Below are 20,543 nucleotides of genomic sequence, written 5' to 3'. Positions count from 1 at the left end.
CACCGCGTAATCGCGGTGCGCCCCAGCGCTTTTCTGCCGTGGCCGGATGGTCGCCCGTGTGAGCGGCGGGCGGGGTCCGGCGTGCCTGTCGGCCGAAACCAGGCGGTGCGGATCAGCCGACCAGCGCGACCTCGGCTTCCTCGGCCGCGGCCTTGCGGGCGCGGCGCTTGGGGAGGAAGGCCGTGAGGGCTACCAGGGCGCCGACAATGGCGACGCCGGCGGCGAATTGGAGCCCGGGGCGGTAGTTGTCGAGGGCCTCGGCGGGGCTGGTGCCGGTGTGCGAACCGGAGGAGATGATCGCGGTGGTCACCGCGAGCACGATGGCCGCGCCGACCTGCATGGAGGTCTGGAGAACGCCGGCCGCCAGGCCCTGCTCGTCATCGTCGATACCGCTGGTGGCCTGAATATTGATGGCGGGGAAGCCGACCCAGCCGATGCCGACCAGCAGCACGGCGGGCAGCAGGACCGTCAGGTAGGCGGGCGAGGTGTCCAGGCGCAGGTACATCAGGTAGCCGATGGCCATGATCACCATGGTGACCGCGATGATCGGGCCGGTGCCGAAGCGGTCGACCAGCTTGTCGGAGATGAAGGCCGAGGCGACGACCAGCACACCGACCGGCAGCAGTGCCAGCGACAGGTGCAGCGGGGTCCAGCCGAGCGTGTCCTGCAGGTACAGCGTGGTGATGAACTGCCAGCTGAAGAACGATCCGGCGACCGCGATGATGGCCAGGCTGGCTCGCCACAGGGTCGGCTTCTTCAGAATGCCCAGGCGGACAAGCGGGTAGCGCACTCGCTTCTCGACCACGACGAAACCGGCGAACAGTGCGGCGACCGCCACGAACGAGAGCACGGTGCGGGCGGAGGCCCAGCCGGCCTGCGGCGCCGAGACCACGGTGTACACCAGCAGCAGCATGCCCGCGGTGGACAGCAGCGCGCCGAGCAGATCGTGACCGCCCTCTTCGGCGGGCTTGTCCTTGGGCACCAGGTAGAAGGCCGCGATCAGCGCGGCGATCGCGATCGGGAAGGGCAGCAGGAAGGTCCAGCGCCAGCCGAAGCCGGTCATCAGACCGCCGAACAGCAGGCCCATGGAGTAACCGCCGGCCCCGAACACGGTGTAGATGGACAGCGCCTTGTTGCGGGCGGGTCCTTCGGCGAAATTCGTTGTGATGATGGACAGTCCGGTCGGCGCGGTGAACGCGGCGGCCAGGCCCTTGACGAAACGGGTGAGGATCAGCAGCGCGGCGGAGCTGACCAGTCCGCCGCCCAGGGACGCGATGGCGAAGACGGCCAGGGCGATCAGGAAGACCTTGCGCCGGCCGAGCAGGTCGGCGGTGCGGCCGCCGAGCAGCAGCAGACCGCCGTAGCCGAGGACGTAACCGGAGACCAGCCACTGCAGGGTGGAGGTTCCGAGGTGGAGTTCGGTGCCGATGGACGGGAGCGCGACGCCGATCATCGACACATCGAGGCCGTCGAGGAACAGGACGATGCACAGGGTGATGAGCATGCCCCAGAGCCGAGGTGTCCACTGCGTGGAGGAGTCGGCCGCGGTGCTCACTGCGGGGCGAGTGTCTGTGGAAGTCACGAGAGAGGACGGTACATGCGCGTGCATTTATTGTCTACACATTTAATGCAGTTGCATGGGTTGCGGCTGCGGGCTAAGATCGCGGGCATGCCGAAGCCGACAGCGCCTGTCGAGCAGGTCGTCCCCGACGCCCTGGTTGCCCAATGGCGCGATCTGCTGACCAGGCACGCGACGACCTCCTGCGCCCTCGAAAAGGAACTGCAGGGCCGCCACCACCTCGGGCTCAGCGAATTCGAAACCCTGGACCGGCTCATCGACGCCGGCGGCGAGACCTACAAGATGAGCGATCTCGCCAATGACATCCACCTCAGCCAGAGCGCGCTCAGTCGCGCCGTGGCCAGGCTGGAACGCGACGGACTCGTCAACCGCACGCTCTGTACCGAGGACCGGCGGGCCATCTTCGTCTGCCTCACCGACAAGGGGCGTGAACTACATTCCGCGGCCGCGCCGACGCACCGCGAAGTACTGGAACAGTCGCTGCACTGACCGGAACGGTCACCGCACAGCGCGGTCCGCCCCGTCATGCCATGCATGGCGGGGCGGTTCTCACGGCCTAGCCGTCAGATCACACGGCGTAGCGCTCAGACTGCGGCGCGGATTGTATCGATCATCGGAAGTGCGTCCACCGCAATGGAAGCCGAGGCTGCGAAGGCTTCGCGGTAGCGCTCCACATCGGGCTCCTTGTCCAGATACGAGGCTCCGGTGAGGGATTCGACGTAGACCACCGGCGGTTCGGTGTTTTCGTTTGCGGCAGTGGGAAATTCGAGCAGCACGAAGCGCCCGGCATCCATGCCGTGGTGATAGCCGCAGTCCGCGGGCAGCAGGCGCAGGCGCACATTCGACAGTTCGCCGAGTTTGCGCAGTCGCTCCAGCTGGCCGACGGTCACCTCGTCGCCGCCGATGCGATGCCAGAGCACCGCCTCGGAGATCACCACATCCACCTGCAGTGGTGATTCGGCGCGGGTGAGCAGCGATTGCCGGGCGGTGCGGACCCGCACCCGGCGGTCCATCTGCTCGGCGGAGATGCCCGGATAGGCGCCGGCCAGCACCGCGCGCATATACGCCTCGGTTTGCAAAAGCCCTGGCACCAACTCATTTTCGTAGGTGGTGAGCCGGGCGGCGGCCTCCTCCAGGCCGATGTAGACCTCGTACCCCTCGTCGATCACATCGCCGAATTCGGTCCACCAGCCGCGGGCCTTGGTTTCCCGGGCAAGGGCGGTGAGCGGCTCGATAGCGTCCTCGGGAGCGCCGTAGATGCGGCACATGGCCTCGACATCCAGGCTGCGCAACGAGGTCTGCCCGGTTTCGATGCGCCAGATCTTGGCCTCGGACCATTCCAGCCGCTGCGCTGCCACCCGGGTCGTCATCCGCGCGCGATTACGCAGGTCACGCAGGTTTCGACCCAATTGCCGCCGCGGCATGGTGGATCCGGTGATCCCCTGTGGTAGTGCCATCCCTCCCCCTTACGAGTCATGCGATCGCATTGTCGCACAATTATTTGCGCGAGGACCGCCCTCGATAGCGCCAGAACTGCACGGCCCGAACGTCTTCCGACAATTGATTGACCGGTTCGGCCACATCCGACAGCGCCTGGAACAGGTCGTCCGCCAACTCGGAGATGTGTTCCACCCGGGTGGCCAGCCGCGAAGCATTGAGCACGAACTCCAGCAGCAGTCGCACCACGGCGGCGATCGTCAGGGCGAGCGGGATCGCGAACACCACCGCGAAAACCACGCCCAGCCATGCCGAAACACGCCACAGCCCCACGGTTCCGACAACCGGAATGGCGAAAGCGCCTGCCAGGCCCAGGAGATAGGCCAGCGGCAGCAGGGTGCGGGTGGCCGAGCGCTTGAACTGCAGGTCCAGCAGCGACTTCGCCGCCTCCACACTCCAGGATCCGAAAGCGCTTGGGCTGGTGAAGGGTTCGACCGGCCGCTCGTCGATCGCGGCCTCCGCCTCGAGCCGCCGATTCCTGCGCCGGGTCGCGGATTCCTTCAGGGCCGCCCACCGCCCGACCTCGAACTCCTCGGCCTCGAGCGCAGCCAGTTCCGCTGCGTTCCCGCTCGATTGATCGGCCATGCCGACGATCTCCTCTCCCGCAGATCTTTTCGACCAAGCGAAGTCTCATCGCTATCCCCGCACCGGGACAGCTCGAAACAGTGTGTTCTAGAACACTTCCCGGCTTTGACGGTAAGAATCGGCCCGCCGGGCCCGATACCTCCCTTGACGCCGTCTTCGCAGGCAGCAGTACCCGAGGCCCGTTTTGTCCCAGATGTGACAGAGGCGCGTCGGTGACAGCTCCAATGGCGAGGCGTCACTTTTGGAGGCTCGAACAGTGACTCCAGAAAATGAGCTTGTAACGCAACGGGCATGAGGTTCCGATACCTCGCACAGAGCAGGACGCAGATCTACCGGGGAATGGAGAAACCAGTGCGCACGACGTTTTCGTCTTCCGCCATGGCGGCAGCACTGGCCGCCTCCACGCAGGAATACACCGAGCGTGGATGGACGGTCGCCGAAACGGCCAATGGAATCAGCCTGATCACCGACGAAAATCTGTCGGGTATCGAAGTCACCGGCGACACCGCCGCCTTCGTACGGCGCTTCCTTCGGGCCAATGACCTGACCGGACCGATCATCGAGATCCCGGGCGCCGAGCGCCGCGAGATCCACCTGGTCACCGGGCTTCGCAAGGCCGCCCTGGCCCTCGAGGCATTGCGCGCGGCCGGTGCGGTCGTGCACACCGACGGTGCGGGCATCCCGCTGCCGCCGACCCAGCTGTTCGACGGCTCGGCCTGCTGGAGCGTCGCTCCGCACGAGGCCCGCTGGATCCCGCCGGTGGTGGCGATCTCCGCCGCCGTGCGCGCCGCCGCCAAGGGTGTGCGACCGCAGGTAGCCCGTATCGCCTCGTGAAGCGATTCAGGCGCTCTTCCCGCTAGCGAATAGCCCAGAACCACGAAACCGCGGATGCTCCCCGGCATCCGCGGTTTTCGCGTACCCGGGGGCAAACGTTGCCTTTTGATCGATAGTCGATATGCCTCCAGGTGGCGGGCGTTTTCCGAACACGGCGGTACGGAACTGCCGAATTCGGGCGATGATGAGGTATGACCCACGTCACGGAAACCGCTGCCGCACCTGCCACGCGGACGCTGCCGCGCACCTGCCCGCTCTGTGAGGCGGTGTGCGGACTCGAGCTCACCCTGGATGCCGCCGACCACGTCACGGCGGTGCGCGGCGATCAGGCGGACCCGTTCAGCCGGGGCTTCCTGTGCCCCAAGGGCGCGACGCTCGGACATCTCGACGAGGATCCGGACCGGCTGACCGCGCCCATGATTCGCGACCGGGCCACCGGCGCCTGGCGAGAGGCGAGCTGGGACGAGGCCTTCGGCGTCATTCGGGAGCGGCTGCCGCAGATCACGGGTGAGCACGGAAACCAGTCGGTCGGGTTGTACCTGGGAAATCCCAATGCCCATACCGTCGCCGGGGCGCTGTACGTACCGATCCTCATTCGCGCGCTCGCCACCCGGAGCCTGTTCTCCGCCAGCACCGCCGACCAGATGCCCAAGCAGGTGTCCTCCGGACTGCTGTTCGGCGATCCGCTCACGGTGGCCGTGCCCGATCTGGATCGCACGGACTATCTGCTCATGCTCGGTGCGAACCCGCTCGAATCGAATGGGTCACTGTGCACCGCACCCGATTTCCCGGGTCGCCTGAAGGCGCTGAAGAAACGGGGCGGACGGTTCGTCGTGGTGGATCCGCGGCGCACCCGCACCGCCAAGCTCGCCAGCGAGCATCTGTTCATCCGGCCCGGCAGTGACGCCTACCTGCTGTTCGGAATCGTGAACACACTTTTCGCGGAGGATCTCACCTCCGTGCGCATCGACGTGCAAGGGCTCGAGGAAGTACGTGCGGCGGCAGCGCCTTTCACACCCGCCGTGGTGGCCGAGCGCACCGGAGTGCCCGCCGAGACCGTCCTGCGGCTGGCGCGCGAGCTGGCCGCCGCGCCGGCCGCGGCCGTCTACGCCCGAATCGGCACCTGCACAGCGGAGTTCGGCACACTCACGCAGTGGCTGGTGGATGTGGTCAATGTGCTGACCGGCAATCTCGACTCCCCCGGCGGCGCGATGTTCGCCACCGGCGCCACGCTCGGCATCGTGCGCACCCGCCCGTTCCGCCTCGGCCGCTGGACCAGCCGGGTGCGCGGGCTGCCGGAGGCCATGGGCGAATTCCCGGTGGCCACGCTCGCCGACGAGATCCTCACCGAGGGCGAGGGCCGGATCCGCGCCATGGTGACCGTCGCGGGCAACCCGGTGCTCTCGGCCCCGAGCGGCACTCGACTGGACGCGGCCTTCGCCGGGCTCGACTTCATGGTGAGCGTCGATCGGTATCTCAACGAGACCACCCGGCACGCCGATGTCATCCTGCCGCCGCCGCGCATTCTGCAGTCCCCGCACTACGATTTCGCGCTGCTGCAGTTCGCGGTGCACAACTACGCGCGGTACTCCCCGCCGCTGGTCCCGCTCGGCGACGGTCTCGCCGAATCCGAGATCCTCGCGCGCCTGGCGCTGGCCGTCAGCGGGCAGGAACCGCAGCCCGGCGTCGATCCGCTGGCGGCTGTGGATGAATTCATCATTGCCGGAATGCTGCACAAGGCGGGGCTGTCGGACCGCCGGGCGGAACTGATCGGCACGAACACGACCGAACAGCGCATCGACCTGATGCTGCGGCTCGGGGCGTACGGGGAGTGGAATCCCGATCGGCTGCGGGCGGATTCCAGTGGTGGATCCCGGCCACAAGCACGCCGGGACGACGGGGGGCACGGGGCGGATGCCGGCGGCACGCACGCTTCACACGCCGCGCAAGGTACGCACGCGCCGCACGCTTCGGTCGACGCGGACGACTCTGCAGTGCCTGTGGACGAGCCTGCGTGGCGCATGCATGGGTTGAATTTGCAAGTGCTACTGGACAATCCGCATGGCATCGATCTCGGGGCATTGCGGCCGGGTCTGCCCGGGCTGTTGCGGACGGCGTCGAAGGCGGTGGAGCTCGCACCGCCGGAGCTGCTGGATGACGTTGTGCGACTGCGGGAACGGCTGGCGGCGGCCTCGCCGGAGATGGTGCTGGTCGGGCGGCGGCAGCTACGCTCCAACAACAGCTGGCTGCACAATGTCGGCCCGCTGATGGGCGGGTCCAATCGGTGCACGCTGCACATTCATCCCGAGGATGTGGCGCGGCTGGGGCTGGACGGGCATGCGGTGGTGAAGTCGGCGGCGGGCACGCTCACCGTGGATCTGGAGCCGACCGACGACATCATGCCGGGGGTGGTGAGCCTGCCGCACGGCTGGGGCCACTCCGGCAGCGAGCAGACGGTGGCGAGTGCCCACGCCGGCGTGAATGCCAATGTGCTGACCGATGATTCGCTGGTGGACGCGCCGTCGGGCAATGCGGTCTTCAATGGCGTTCCGGTCACGCTGACGCCCGCCTGAAAACTGACCGGGCGGTTCATGCAAGGGGGATGACGCCCGGCGGTAACCGGACAAAACTCTGCAATAGGGACAAATCAGTATTGCGAAATCACTGCGCGCCCTGGGGTTCTCGGCCCTCCGGCCCCGGGTGCGCGGTGCAGCATCCGCGCAGCTATGCGACGAAAGACTCTTGTGGATATTTTCATCCGGGAGGATCCTCGCCCAGGAAGGTTTATCCGGCTCCCGTCGACCACGCCCGAACAGGGCAGATATGCCGGTTCACTCATTCGCCAGACGAATATAGTTAAACCGTATAGGATTTCGGATGGCCGAAGTTCGTGGCCGAGCCTCTTCCATCCGGTATTCAGCTACCAAAGGGGGCCCGTGATGCCCGGTACCAGAAACGGCAGCGACGGCGAGCGGGAACTGCAGGAACGCTACGGCACTCGAGATCGTGCGGAGCGCTTCTATTCCGATCAAGTGCGAAATCGACTCAATACCCAGATGATCGATTTCCTGCGCCGGATGGATATGGCCTTCATCGCGACCTCCGATAAACACGGAGAGTGCGACAACAGCTTTCGGGCAGGAAAGCCCGGATTCTTGCACGTCATAGACGAATCCACGATCACCTACCCGGAGTACCGCGGCAACGGCGTGCACGCCAGCCTCGGAAACATGCTGGAGAATCCGCATATCGGGATCCTGCTCATCGACTTCGTGTACGACCTGATCGGCCTGCACATCAATGGCACGGCCCGGATAGTCGACGATGCCCTCATGCGCCGCTGCGTCCCCGATCTCCCGCCCGATGTGCGCGGCCGCCAGCCCGAACGCTGGGTGGTGGTGGATGTGGAGGAGGCCTACATCCACTGCCGCAAGCACATTCCGCATCTGGTCCCCGCGCAGCGCGAGGATCGCGAGTGGGGCACCGACAACACCCGGGCCAAGGGCGGCGACTACTTCCGCACCAAGGCCGAGGCCGAAGCCGAAGCCCTCGTCGACTACTGACTCAGTTGATCTTGAAGATCACCATGCGCTGCACGATGAAATTGATCACGGTCGCCGTGCCCTGCGCGATGCAGAAGGCCAGTGCGATCCGCCACCACTGATCGGGCAGGGCGTAGTAGCAGAGCTGATTGATGCCGACCTGCAAAGCAAAGGTGACCGCGTACAGGAGGATGACCGCGATGAAGCGGTTCCGATTGGGCTCGGCCTTGAAGGTCCAGCGGCGATTGATCAGATACGCCGTGGTGGTGCCGGCGATGAAGCTGATCGACTTCGCCACCGGCAGCGGCAGCCCGAACACCTTGAACAGCAGGGTGTAGAGGCCGAAGTCCACGATCGCGGAGAGGCCGCCGGTCAGCCCGAACCGAATGATCTGGGTCTTCAGATCGACGTCCGTGCCACCCGGTTCGTCAACGAGGGGCAGCTCGGGAGGCAGGGGCAGATGGGGTTCCGCGGTCACAACGCATGAGGGTATCGGTCGCGACCGAGGACACAACCCTCGAGACGGTTATGCCTGTAGCCTCTATCCCGATGTCCACGAAAGCTCAGACCACCACCACGGCCGCTCCCGATACCGAATCGGCGAGCGCTGGTGCGGACGCAGCGTCGAACGGTTCCTATGAACTGCCTACGCAGACCCGCCGCCTGACCGGATGGGGTCGCACCGCAGCCACTACGTCGGAAGTCCTGTCGACCAATGATCCGGAGCTGATCGCCAAGGCGGTTGCCCTGGTCGCGGAGGACAACGACTCCAAGCCCGCGCATCTGCGCCGAGGCGTCATCGCGCGCGGCCTCGGCCGCTCGTACGGCGACCACGCGCAGAACTCCGGCGGCCTCGTCATCAATATGCCGGCGCTGAACCGCATCCACCGCATCGACCGCGATTCCCGCCTGGTCGATGTGGACGGCGGCGTCAGCCTCGACCAGTTGATGAAGGCGGCCCTGCCGTTCGGGCTGTGGGTGCCCGTCCTACCCGGTACCCGCCAGGTCACCATCGGCGGCGCCATCGCCTCCGATATTCACGGTAAGAACCATCACAGCGAGGGTTCTTTCGGCAATCACGTGCGGTCCATCGACCTGCTCACTGCCGACGGCAAGGTGCAGACCATCGGGCCGAAGAAGAACGCCAAGCTGTTCTGGGCCACCGTCGGCGGCAATGGGCTGACCGGCATCGTGCTGCGCGCGACCATCGAAATGGTGGCGACGGAGACGGCGTACTTCATCAACGACGGCGTGAAGACCAGCACGCTGGACGAGACCATCGCGGCGCACAGTGATGGCAGCGAGGCCAATTACACCTACTCGAGCGCGTGGTTCGACGTCATGAACCCGCTGCCGAAGCTGGGGCGTGCCACCATTACCCGCGGCCGCCTGGCCAAGCTGGACGAGCTGCCCGCCAAGAAGCAGCGCAATCCGCTGAAGTTCGATGCGCCGCAGCTGCTTACGGTGCCGAACATCTTCCCGAGCTTCACCGCCAACCGGCTGACCCTCGGCTCGGTCGGCGAGGCGTACTACGCCATGGGCGGCAACTACACCGGCAAGATCCAGAATCTGACGCAGTTCTACCACCCGCTGGACATGATCGCGGAGTGGAACCGGGCCTACGGTCCGGCCGGATTCCTGCAGTACCAGTTCGTGGTGCCGACCGAGGCCGTCGATGAGTTCAAGAAGATCATCATCGATATCCAGGCGTCCGGGCACTATTCGGCGCTGAACGTTTTCAAGCTGTTCGGCGCGGGTAACCCGGCTCCGTTGAGCTTCCCGATGCCCGGCTGGAACATCTGCGTAGACTTCCCGATTCGTGCGGGTCTCAATGAGCTCGTCACCGATCTCGACCGGCGCGTCACCGAATTCGGCGGCCGGCTCTACACCGCGAAGGATTCCCGGACCACCGCGGAGACCTTCCACAAGATGTACCCCCGGATCGACGAGTGGATCAAGATCCGCCGAAGTGTCGATCCCACAGGCGTTTTCATGTCCGATATGGCCCGAAGGCTGGAGCTTCAGTGATCAACGCGGTAGGCAATCCGCAGTCCATTCTGCTGCTCGGCGGCACTTCCGAGATCGGTCTCGCGATCTGCTCGGAGTACCTGAAGAAGGGTCCGGCGCGCATCATTCTGGCGGCGCTGCCCGGTGATCCGCTGCGCGAGGACGCGGTCGCCACCATGAAGGCGGCCGGCGCCTCCGAGGTCGAGATCATCGACTTCGACGCGCTGGAGATGGACTCGCACCCCAAGGTCATCGACCAGGCGTGGGGACACGGCGATGTCGATATCGCCATTGTCGCGTTCGGCATGCTCGGCGACGCCGAGGAACTGTGGCAGGACCAGCGCAAGGCTGTCATCGCCGCGCAGCTGAACTACACCGCCGCGGTCTCGGTCGGCGTGCTGATCGGCGAGAAGATGAAGGCGCAGGGCCACGGCCGCATCATCGCCATGAGCTCGGTCGCCGGTGAGCGCGTGCGCCGCTCCAACTTCGTCTACGGCTCCACCAAGGCCGGCCTGGACGGCTTCTACCTGGGCCTCGGCGAGGCGCTGCGCCCGCACGGCACCCGCGTCACCGTGATCCGCCCGGGTCAGGTCCGCACCCGCATGTCCGCCCACGTGAAGGAGGCACCCCTCACGGTGGACAAGGAAGAGGTGGCGGCCCTGGCCGTCGCGGCATCGGAGAAGGGCAAGGAAATCGTCTGGGCTCCGGGTACTTTCCGCTACATCATGATGATCCTGCGCCACGTCCCGCGCCCGATCTTCCGCAAGCTGCCCGTCTAGAGCAGCACAGCATTCGACAGCGAGCGGTGACCAACGGTCACCGCTCGTCTCGTTTACGCCGTCCGCCCCGAAACGCATCGACCGGATCCCACAGCGCCTGCCTCCGCCGCACAGCTCTGACAGGCGCTGCGCCATGCACGAGCGGGCTGCGCGATACACGAGCGGGCTGCGCGATACACGAGCGGGCTGCGCGATGCGCCTGACGGCGCAGAGGTTGCGGACTGTCTCGCGCTGCCAGGCAGCGACACCCCGTCGACCGGATCCCACAGCGCGTGTCTCCGCTGCACAGCCCTGGTGGGTGCTGTGCGATGAGCGAGCGGGCTGTGGGATGCGGTTGGCGGTGAGGAGATCGGGGGCGGTTCCGGGGGCGGGGTTCTGGGGCGTTGTGGGCGCTGATGGTCGCGGGGGTCGGCGATGCGGCGGTTCGCGGGGGCCCGAAGGTCGTTAGGGTGGCACAGCGGTAGGCGCGGTCTATGAAGCGAACCCGGAGGCGGAGTGCGTATGAGCGAGGAGTCGGGCGGCCGGGGGGCGATGCTGGTGCGGCGGGCCGGGGGTGCGGCCGGGGAGGGCGTGCTGGCCGGGGTGGTCGCCGTTGCGGTGGCGGGTGTCGGGCTGGTGGCGTTTTCGACCGTGCACTGGCCGGCGTTCAACTCCTCCAATGTGACTCGGGCGCTGACCACCGTGGGACAGGTGGTCGCGCTGGCACTGCTGGTGGGGGCGATTGTGCTGCTGCGGATGGACAAGTGGCCGTGGGTGGCGAAACTGCTGTCCTGGGTGGGGATTTCGACGTTCGTGACGGTGACGCTGGGTATGCCGCTCGCCGCCACCAAGCTGTATCTGCTCGGGCTGTCGGTGGATCAGGAATTCCGGACGCAGTTCCTGACGCGGCTGACCGATAGTGCGGCCCTGCGGGATATGAACTACGCGGATCTGCCGTCCTACTATCCCGGCGGCTGGTTCTGGATGGGCGGGCGCTTCGCGAATCTGCTGGGGATGGCGGGGTGGGCGGCGTTCAAACCGTTCGCGATCATCGGCATCGCGGTGGCGGCGGTGCTCGCAGTCGTGCTGTGGTCCAAGCTGATTCGCGCGGATTGGGCCGTCGCGGTCGCGACCGCGACCACCGCGGTGACGCTGGCCTACGGTTCGCCGGAGGCGTACAGCGCACCGCTGGTGCTGCTGATCGCGCCGGTGCTGGTGCTGGCCTGGGGTGCGCTGCACCGGCCCGCGGAACCCGCGGCGTCGACCGCCGGGGGCTGGGGCGCGGTGCTCGGGACCGGATTGTTCCTGGGTGTCGCCGCGACCTTCTACACGCTGTACTTCCTGGTGGCCGTGTTCGCGGTCTGTCTGATGGCTGTGGTCGCCGCCGGACTCGCACTGCGCGAGCGGGGCATCACACGACGTTCGAAGCAGGGTGCGGTGCCGGGGATCCGGCAGACGGTGTGGCCGATCCTGCTGCGACTGATCGGCATCGGAGTGCTCTCCGGACTGCTGGCCCTGACCGTCTGGCTGCCGTACCTGTGGAAAACGCTCACCGGGAGCACCGCCAGTTCCGGTACCGCACTGCACTATCTGCCCGAACCCGGTTCGCAGCTGCCGCTGCCCATGTTCGATTTCTCCCTGCTCGGCGCGTTCTGCCTGCTCGGGACCATATGGCTGGTGCTGCGGGCCGGAAGTTCGCGGCGCGCACAGGCACTCGCGATCGGCGTGGTCGCCCTCTATCTGTGGTGCCTGCTGTCGATGGCGGCGACCGCCGCGGGCACCACGCTGCTGTCCTACCGGCTGGAGCCGATTCTCTACACCCTGCTGGTGGCGGCCGGGGCGTTCGGCTTCGCAGAGGGTCTGCGGGCCGCCTACCAGGTGCTGAACGAGCCGTCGCGGGTACGGCTCGCCGGTGCGGCGGTGGCGCTGGCGGGTGCGGTGGCGTTCAGCCAGGGCATTCCGAATGTGCTGGCGACGGAGATCAATACGGCCTACACCGATACCGACGGCAATGGAGTCCGAGCGGATGCGCGGCCGCCCTCGGCCGTCTCGCACTACGCGGAAATCGATGCGGCGCTGCGGGAGCAGACCGGCCGGGCGCCGGATCAGAGTGTGGTGCTGACGGCGGACACCAGCTTCCTGTCCATCTACCCGTACTTCGGATTCCAGGCGCTCACTTCGCATTACGCGAATCCGCTGGCCGACTTCAAGGCCCGCGCGGCGGAGATCAAGCGGTGGAGCACCCTGAAGTCGCCGCAGGAGTTGACCGACGCGCTGGCGCACTGCCCGTGGCGGGCGCCGGATGCGTTCCTGTTCCGCACATCCGGCAAGGAGTACACGCTGCGGCTCGCCGAGGACGTGTATCCGAACGATCCGAACGTGAAGCGCTACACCGTGGCATTCCCCAAGGCGCTGTTCGATGACCCGCACTTCCGGGTGACCGAAATCGGACCTTTCACCCTCGTGGTGGCCCAGCACTGAGAGTTATGTGCGCTGCACTCGAATTGTGGTGCAGCTCACTACACCTCTCGATATGACCTCGAGACAAGGGTCACTTATCCCCAGATATGGGCCTAAACCTGTGGATGAAGCCCCATATCTGGGGATAACTCATCCAGTTGCCAGTGCAATCTCAGTCGAACCCGGTAGCGTGGGCCGCTGATTGAGAGGCAAGAGGAGTTAGCGCGTGGCACAGGGGTGGGAGATCGACCGCACCAAAGAAGACGGCTCGGCGGTCGCGGTTCTCGACCGGACAGTACCGAAAACGGTTGCCCCGGTGCGCACCCGGCAACAGCGTGTCGCACACCGCCTGCGACGGGCCCGCGCCGACCTGATCGTCGCCGCCGGCTACCTCTCGCTCGCCGTCCTGGTGCTCTCCGGCCAGTGGCTGAACACCGATCGCGGCTATCTGATCAAGAGCGGCCAGGACCAGACCATGTGGGAGTGGTTCTTCGCGGTCACGGCGCACAAGGTCGCGCATCTGCAGAATCCGCTCGGCACCGGACTGCAGAACTATCCCGACGGCGTGAACATGATGGCCAATACCGCCATGTTCGGCGTCGGCGTGCCGCTGACCCCCGTCACCCTGCTCTTCGGACCGACCGTCACCTTCGTCCTGGTGCTCACGCTGGGTCTGTTCGGCACCGCCTTCGCCTGGTACTGGCTGTTCTCGCGGGAGCTGGTCACCTCCAAATTCGCTGCGGCCGTAGGCGGTGTGTTCTGCGGCTTCGCGCCCGCCATGATCTCGCACGCCAACGCGCACCCGAATTTCGTACTGCTGGCGCTGCTTCCGCTGATCGCGCTGCAATTGATCCGCATCGTCCGGCATGCGCAGAGCCCGCTCGAGACGCGGAAGGCGCGGCGACTGCGGGATGCTTTCGTGCTCGGCCTGCTGATCTCGCTGCAGATCGCGCTCGGCGAGGAGCCGCTGCTCATCTTCGCGTTGGCCTTCGGCCTGTACGCGGTCATCTACTACCTGCACGCCCCGCGCACCGGGCTGCGCGCGCTGCGCACCCTCACCCCGACGCTGCTGCTGGCGGGCGTGATCACGGTGGCGCTCACCGAGATTCCGCTGTGGTGGCAGTTCTTCGGGCCGCAGTCCTACCGGTCCATCGACCACGGGCCGATGAACAACGATCTCAAGGCGCTGTTCCAGTTCCCGTCCGAATCGCTGGGCGGCATGTTCCAGCACGGGCAGAACGTGGCCATCAATCCGACCGAGGAGAACTCCTACTTCGGCTGGCCGCTGCTGCTGCTCGTCACCATGGCCACCGTATTCCTGTGGCGCGAACGCGTGGTGCGGGCCGCGGCCCTCATCATCGTGTCCTTCACGGTGCTCTCGCTGGGCGCGAACCTGATGATCGGGAAGCACAACACCGGAATCTCACTGCCGTGGAAGCACCTCGAGGATGTGCCGCTGCTGAATTCGGTCCTGGAGTCGCGGTTCACCATGGCCGCCATTCCGGCCATCGCGGTCATTCTGGCCATGGGAACCCAACGCGCACTGGACTACTGGCGCATCTCCGCGGTGGATTGGCGGCCGCTGGCCTGGTTCGGCGCGCTGACGCTGGCGCTGCTGCCGCTCACCCCGACCATCCTGCCGGTGGTGCAGCGCCCGGCGACGCCCGCCTTCTTCACGGACGGGACTGTGCGCCAGTATGTTTCGCACGGCTCGGTGGTCATCGCACCGCCGCCCACCCCGCCGGACGCCCGCGCCCTGCGCTGGCAGACCGAGGCCGATTTCCAATTCCCGCTTGCCGGAGGCTATTTCGTCGGACCCACCGGGACCGAGAAGAAGGGCCGCTACGGTCCCGACGACCGGCCCACGGCCAGTCTGCTCATCCGGGCGCAGCAGGCCAACAAGGTGCCGGTGATCGACGATGCCGCCCGCGCCCAGGCGCTCGCGGATCTGCGGTACTGGCAGGCCGATGTGGTGGTGCTGCCGCCGACCGATAATGGTGATGCGCTGCGACTCACCGTGGATCAGCTGCTCGGCTTCCCCGCACAGCAGGTGGACGGCGTGTGGCTGTGGGACGTGCGCGGACTGCTCTCAGCCTGATTCGGTTCACGCTGATTCGGTTCACGCAGTGCCGGATTCAGTTCACACGGGTGCCGGGTTCAGTTCACACGGGTATAGGTCACATGGCCGCTGACATCGAGATCCCGGACGATCTGTCCGGCCGACAGTCGCAGTACCTGGGTGGCCTGCGGCGAACACTGTGAACCCCCGCTCGTGGTCACGCCGTTGCCGACGGTGATATCGGCGGCCGTGACACCCACCAGCCGATAGTCGAAGGCGCAGACCAGATTTCCGCCGCGGAAGATCGTGGAGGTCTCGACCACCTGATTCACCTCACCCTGGCGGACGGTGAGCCGGTAGTCGTCGGCGTTCTGATCGCTGGTCCCCACCCAGGTGCCCAGGAAACCCGCCGGAATACTGCCCGCGGGCAGCGGCGCGGCTGCGGCGGCGGAGGTCGCGGTCAACACCGACGCGGCGGCCGGCCCGGCAGCCATGGTCTGCACCGGAGCCGACACCGGCGCACCGGAATTGCCGTGACTCTCCAGCTCGTAGGCCACCACGAAGCCGCCCCCGGCCAGGACTACCGCGGCCGCGCCGGCCAGCACCGCCGCCAGCACCCGGCCCTGTCCCTCGTTCCGCACCGGAGCCACCGGCGCCGGGACCGGTTCCGGCGCCGGCAGATACGGGTCGAAGGCTCCGCGGGCGCGCTCGGTGACCGCCCGCCGCGCCGGATCCACCGGCGGCGTGATGATCGGCCGCGGCCCGGTGAAATACGGCACGTGCTCGACGGTCGCCGGACCCGACATCGCCTCCCAGGCCGCATCGACGAAATCGGCACAGCCGGCGAACCTTTGCGCCGGATTCTTGGCCAGCGCCCGATCGAAGACCGAATCCAGACTCCGGGGCAGGTCCGGACGGACCTGTGTGATGCGCAGCGGCGGTATCTGGGTGTGTGCGATCACCCAGCCCCCGAGATCCTTCGCCATGAACGGCCGATGACCGGTGAGCAGTACGAAAAGCGTGCAGGCCAGCGAGTATTGATCCGTGTGCGGATCCAGCGGGGCGCCGGAAACCTGTTCCGGCGAGGCGAAGGCGAAGGTCGCGGTGACATTTCCGGTGCGCGTGAGACTGGTCGACTCGTCGCGCAGGCGCGCAATGCCGAAGTCCGTCAGCAGCGCTCGCTCCACCCGCCCGTCCTCGGCCGGGGAGAGCAGGATGTTCGAGGGCTTCACATCGCGGTGCAGCACACCCTTGCCGTGCGAATAGTCCAGCGCCGAGGAGACTCCGCTCGCGATCCGCAGCGCGCGATCGGGTGCGGTGCCGCGCAGCACATCCGCATCGGCGCCCTCCACGAACTGCATGGCGATCCAGAGCCGGCCCTCGTCGAGCCCGCGGTCGTACACGGCAACGATATTCGGATGATCGAAGCGGGCGGTGATATCGGCCTCGCGTTCGAAGCGCCGCCACTCCTCGGCATCGGCGTTCACACCGTCGCGGCTGAACACCTTGAGCGCGGCCAGGCGCGGTAGCCGGGGATGGCGGGCGACATAGACGGTTCCCGAACCGCCCGCCCCGATGCGCCGCTGAATGACATATCCGGCGATTACCTCGCCCGGTCGCAGTTCAGTCATGACCGCCACACCTACTTCGATGGCGCCCGGGAAATACAGTCGCCCAACAACATTATCGACCGAATGTCCGGGGAAGCGGAGCACAAGTTCGAAATATCCGGTCGAAACACGCCCTTCCGGACCCCTGAACAGCGACAGTTCGGACATCTGAACCACGACGGCGCGAGCACCGGGAGCACGGCGACCCGGTGCGCGGTCGAGTCGCGGGGGATGTCCGGGACAGGGGTGGATAGCATCGGACACCGTGCGCGAAGACACCCGAGCGTTTCAGCGAATCCGACTCATTGCCGTGGTATCCGGAATTCTCGGAATTCTGCTGGCGGTGTTGACGCCGATTCTGCCGGTAAAACAGGACCGGCCCACCCTGCACTGGCCGCAGGGGGATACGCCGAACATCGCCGCGCCGCTGGTGTCGTACGTGCCGCTGACCCTGGACGTGAATCTGCCCTGCCAGGTGCTGACGGATCTCCCGAGCGGCACGCTCTTCTCCACCGTCCCGGTCGCTTCCGGGCAGGCGGCGAACAAGGGCCTGGTCATCAAGGTCGAGGACGTGCCGGAGAAGGGGCGCACGCTGTCGGTGCTGCTGCGCCTGATTCCCCTGCTGTCGGTGCCGGTCGCCGACGTCCAGAGTTGCGGGTCGCTGGTGCTGCACTCGGATGCGACCGCGACCCGGGTGCAGCTCAGCGGCGTCACCCGGCAGGACGGAACTCCGTTCGCGGGCAATGTGAACGGCGATACCCGGCCGCAGGTCGTCGGCATGTTCACCGATCTGAACCGGCAGCAGATCGGGACCGCCGTGGCGACGGCCGATATCGACGCGCGCTTCACCTCCAGCCCGAGCTGGATCAAACGCGGCGCGACCCTCGGCGCGGTGATCTTCACGCTGCTCGCCATGTACATGCTGCACCTGCTGGACAATCGGGACGGGCGGCGGCCGCGGCGGTTCCTGCCCGCGCACTGGTGGCGCTTCCGCCTCGCCGATGCGGTGGTGCTGGGGACGCTGGTGGTGTGGCACTTCATCGGCGCGAACACCTCCGATGACGGCTACATCCTGAATATGGCTCGGGCCTCGAAGGTTTCGGGGTACATGGCCAATTACTACCGCTGGTTCGGCGTGGCCGAGGCGCCGTTCGGCTGGCCGTACGAGGTGCTGTCGTGGATGACGCGGATCAGCGACTCCAGTCCGTGGATGCGACTGCCCTCGCTGCTGGCCGGAATCGTGTGCTGGCTGGTGATCAGCCGGGAGGTGCTGCCCCGGCTGGGCGCGCGGGTGCGGCGCGACAATGTGGCGGTATGGACTGCGGCACTGGTCTTCCTGGCCGGCTGGATGCCCTACGACAACGGCCTGCGACCCGAACCCCTCATTGCCGCGGGCGCACTGCTGACCTGGTGCTCCATCGAGCGCGCCATTGCCACCGGGCGACTGCTGCCCGCCGCGCTCGCCGTGCTCATCGCGGCGTTCTCGCTGGCGGCCGGGCCGACCGGGCTCATCTGCCTCGCCGCGCTCATCGCCGGATCACGGCCGGTGCTGCTGGTCATCCTCAAGCAGGCCAGGGGCACCGGTTCGGCGCTGCTGCGCTACGGCGCGCTCTTCGCGCCGGGCATCGCGGCCGGAACCCTGGTGCTGGTGGTCGTTTTCGGCGATCAGACGCTCGCCTCGGTCATGGAGGCGACGCGGGTGCGCACCCTCATCGGCCCGAATGTGGCGTGGTTCGACGAGCGCACCCGCTGGGATTCGCTGCTCATGCTCTCCCCCGACGGTTCGCTCGCCCGGCGGTTCGGCATTCTCGCCATGCTGCTGTGCCTGCTCGTCTGCGTCATGGTCATGCTGCGCAAGAACGGGCGCATTCCGGGCACCGCGCGCGGGCCGGCGGCGCGCATTCTCGGCATCGTGTTCATGTCGCTGTTCCTGATGATGTTCACGCCCACCAAGTGGACACACCACTTCGGCGTGTACGCCGGACTCGCCGGATCGGTGGCCGCGCTGGCCGCGGTCGCGGTGGGCGTCAACGGGATTCGCTCACCACGCAATCGCACGCTGTTCACGGCGGCGGTGTTCTTCCTGCTGGCCATCACCTTCACCGGGCCCAACGGCTGGTGGTACGTATCCAGCTACGGCGTGCCGTGGTTCGACAAGGCGCCGCTCATCGCGGGCAAGGGGCTGTCCACGCTGTTCCTGGGGCTGGCCATCCTGTGCCTGCTCATTGCGGCGTACCAGCACTATCGGGAGCCGTTCACCCCTGCGAAGCCGGTGCGCACCTTCGACAAGTTCGCGAGCATGCCGCTCACCATCGCCGCGGCGCTGCTGGTGCTGTTCGAGGTCGCCTCGCTCGCCAAGGCAGCCGTCACCCAGTACCCGGCGTACTCCATCGCCAAATCGAATATCGATGCGATGACCGGGGATTCGTGCGCACTCGCCAATGACGTGCTGGTGGAGACGAATACGGCCGACTCGCTGCTGCAACCCTGGACGGGCGCGGCGGCCGACGGATTGTCCGCGGAGAACACCGGATTCACGGCCAACGGCGTCGCCACCGACCTCACCGCGGATGCGGAGGAGACCGTCAGCGGCGGGGCCAACTCGGTGGGCAAGAACTCCAGCAACAAGACCACGAACACCACCGGGGCGGGCACCGGCGGCGGCACCGACGCACAGGCCGGCATCAATGGCAGCACCGTCGCCCTGCCGTTCGGGCTGGACCCGGCGCGCACACCGGTGCTGGGCAGTTACACCGCCGACGAGCAGAATCCGGCCAAGCTGACCACCAATTGGTACCGGGTCGATCTGTCCGACAGCGTGCGCAATGATCCCGCCTACAAGGTGCTCATCGTGACCGCGGCCGGCCGCATCCGCTCCTTCACCAAGGACGGCGTGGAAACCTACGGTCAGGATCTGTTCGTCGAATACGGCACCCGCGCCGCCGACGGCGGCATGACGAATGTGGGCCGCATCCGGCCCACCGATATCGGGCCGAACCCGTCCTGGCGCAATCTGCGGGTCCCGCTGGACCAGATTCCCGTGGGCGCCAACAGCGTTCGCCTGGTCGCCAATGACCCGGACATCACGCCCAAGCAGTGGCTGGCCGTCACCCCGCCCCGGCTGCCCCGGCTGGAATCGCTGAACAGCCTTGTCGGCCATACCGATCCGGTGCTGGAGGACTGGCACGTCGGGCTCGCCTTCCCGTGCCAGCGGCCGTTCGATCACCACGACGGCGTCGCCGAGGTCCCGGACTGGCGCATCCTGCCCGACCGGGTCGGCGCGGACGCCTCGAACGCCTGGCAGGACGATATCGGCGGCGGGCCACTCGGCTGGACGGGGCTGCTGCTGAAGTCGGAAAGCATTCCGTCGTACCTGAACCACGACTGGGGACGGGACTGGGGATCGCTGGAGAAGTACAGCCCGTATGCCCCGGATGCGAAGCCCGCGGAGTTGTCGGTGACGGTGCAGACCCGTTCGGGTCTCGCGAAGGATGCGCCGATCCGGGCCAAGTAGCAGTGCGGATCCCGGCCGAAAGCATGCCGGGATGACAGGGTACTCGACGAGCTCACGAAGCGCGCTTCGTGAGCTCGTCTGCTGTCCGGGCCCGTTGA

At 66.9% G+C, this 20,543-nt stretch carries 14 protein-coding genes; 9 read left to right on the top strand and 5 right to left on the bottom strand.

The window, feature by feature from the left end:
• Nucleotides 1–112: 112 nt before the first annotated feature.
• Nucleotides 113–1,582 (bottom strand): MFS transporter, encoded by a 1,470-nt coding sequence (locus tag OG326_RS03160; protein WP_327143129.1) that lies wholly within the window; start codon nt 1,580–1,582, stop codon nt 113–115.
• 87 nt (nt 1,583–1,669) lie between these two features.
• On the opposite strand from OG326_RS03160, the gene OG326_RS03155 reads away from it, so the two are divergent.
• A complete protein-coding gene (locus tag OG326_RS03155; RefSeq protein ID WP_327143128.1) occupies nt 1,670–2,068 on the top strand; it encodes a MarR family transcriptional regulator in 399 nt (132 codons plus the stop codon).
• Nucleotides 2,069–2,163: 95 nt separating this feature from the next.
• On the opposite strand, the gene OG326_RS03150 is transcribed toward OG326_RS03155, so the two are convergent.
• Nucleotides 2,164–3,036, bottom strand: a complete 873-nt coding sequence (locus OG326_RS03150; protein ID WP_327143127.1) for a helix-turn-helix domain-containing protein — start codon at nt 3,034–3,036, stop codon at nt 2,164–2,166.
• Nucleotides 3,037–3,076: 40 nt separating this feature from the next.
• A complete protein-coding gene (locus OG326_RS03145; RefSeq protein WP_327143126.1) occupies nt 3,077–3,661 on the bottom strand; it encodes a DUF4282 domain-containing protein in 585 nt (194 codons plus the stop codon).
• A gap of 351 nt (nt 3,662–4,012) precedes the next feature.
• On the opposite strand from OG326_RS03145, the gene OG326_RS03140 reads away from it, so the two are divergent.
• From OG326_RS03140 to OG326_RS03130, 3 genes are all read left to right on the top strand, one after another.
• Entirely contained in the window at nt 4,013–4,495 is a 483-nt protein-coding gene (locus OG326_RS03140) for a hypothetical protein (protein WP_297619475.1), read from the top strand.
• A 191-nt stretch (nt 4,496–4,686) separates the two neighbouring features.
• Nucleotides 4,687–7,068: a molybdopterin-dependent oxidoreductase gene (locus OG326_RS03135; RefSeq protein WP_327143125.1), complete on the top strand. Its 2,382-nt coding sequence runs from the start codon at nt 4,687–4,689 to the stop codon at nt 7,066–7,068.
• A gap of 366 nt (nt 7,069–7,434) precedes the next feature.
• The gene (locus OG326_RS03130) at nt 7,435–8,058 is read left to right on the top strand and encodes a pyridoxamine 5'-phosphate oxidase family protein (protein WP_327143124.1); all 624 of its coding nucleotides are present in this window, start codon (nt 7,435–7,437) and stop codon (nt 8,056–8,058) included.
• A gap of 1 nt (nt 8,059) precedes the next feature.
• Here the strand turns inward: OG326_RS03130 and OG326_RS03125 are convergent, their stop codons facing one another.
• On the bottom strand, nt 8,060–8,515 hold the full coding sequence (locus OG326_RS03125; RefSeq protein WP_297619484.1) for a GtrA family protein: 456 nt from the start codon (nt 8,513–8,515) through the stop codon (nt 8,060–8,062).
• A gap of 65 nt (nt 8,516–8,580) precedes the next feature.
• On the opposite strand from OG326_RS03125, the gene OG326_RS03120 reads away from it, so the two are divergent.
• The 4 genes from OG326_RS03120 to OG326_RS03105 all read left to right on the top strand — a co-directional run bounded on the left by OG326_RS03120 (nt 8,581) and on the right by OG326_RS03105 (nt 15,360).
• Nucleotides 8,581–10,065 carry an FAD-binding protein gene (locus OG326_RS03120; RefSeq protein WP_442790998.1) on the top strand — a complete coding sequence of 495 codons (1,485 nt, stop codon included), beginning with the start codon at nt 8,581–8,583 and terminating at the stop codon, nt 10,063–10,065.
• The gene (locus OG326_RS03115) at nt 10,062–10,823 is read left to right on the top strand and encodes a decaprenylphospho-beta-D-erythro-pentofuranosid-2-ulose 2-reductase (protein WP_327143122.1); all 762 of its coding nucleotides are present in this window, start codon (nt 10,062–10,064) and stop codon (nt 10,821–10,823) included. Before OG326_RS03120 ends, OG326_RS03115 begins: the two co-directional genes overlap by 4 nt.
• Before the next feature lie 501 nt (nt 10,824–11,324).
• Entirely contained in the window at nt 11,325–13,283 is a 1,959-nt protein-coding gene (locus OG326_RS03110) for a galactan 5-O-arabinofuranosyltransferase (protein WP_327143121.1), read from the top strand.
• Between the two features lie 295 nt (nt 13,284–13,578).
• The gene (locus tag OG326_RS03105; RefSeq protein ID WP_442790997.1) at nt 13,579–15,360 is read left to right on the top strand and encodes a glycosyl transferase; all 1,782 of its coding nucleotides are present in this window, start codon (nt 13,579–13,581) and stop codon (nt 15,358–15,360) included.
• Nucleotides 15,361–15,419: 59 nt separating this feature from the next.
• Here OG326_RS03105 and OG326_RS03100 read toward each other — a convergent pair whose 3' ends face one another.
• Complete coding sequence (locus OG326_RS03100; protein WP_327143119.1) at nt 15,420–16,952, bottom strand: serine/threonine-protein kinase; 1,533 nt, start codon at nt 16,950–16,952, stop codon at nt 15,420–15,422.
• 229 nt (nt 16,953–17,181) lie between these two features.
• Between OG326_RS03100 and OG326_RS03095 the strand changes: the two genes are divergently transcribed.
• Nucleotides 17,182–20,445, top strand: coding sequence for an arabinosyltransferase domain-containing protein (locus OG326_RS03095; protein ID WP_442790996.1), 3,264 nt, complete (start codon nt 17,182–17,184; stop codon nt 20,443–20,445).
• The last annotated feature ends 98 nt before the right edge of the window (nt 20,446–20,543 follow it).

The organism is Nocardia sp. NBC_01327 (assembly GCF_035958815.1).
Lineage (GTDB): Bacteria > Actinomycetota > Actinomycetes > Mycobacteriales > Mycobacteriaceae > Nocardia.
Note: the sequence above shows the minus strand (reverse complement) of the source record. Positions and strands in the feature narration are given on the sequence as shown.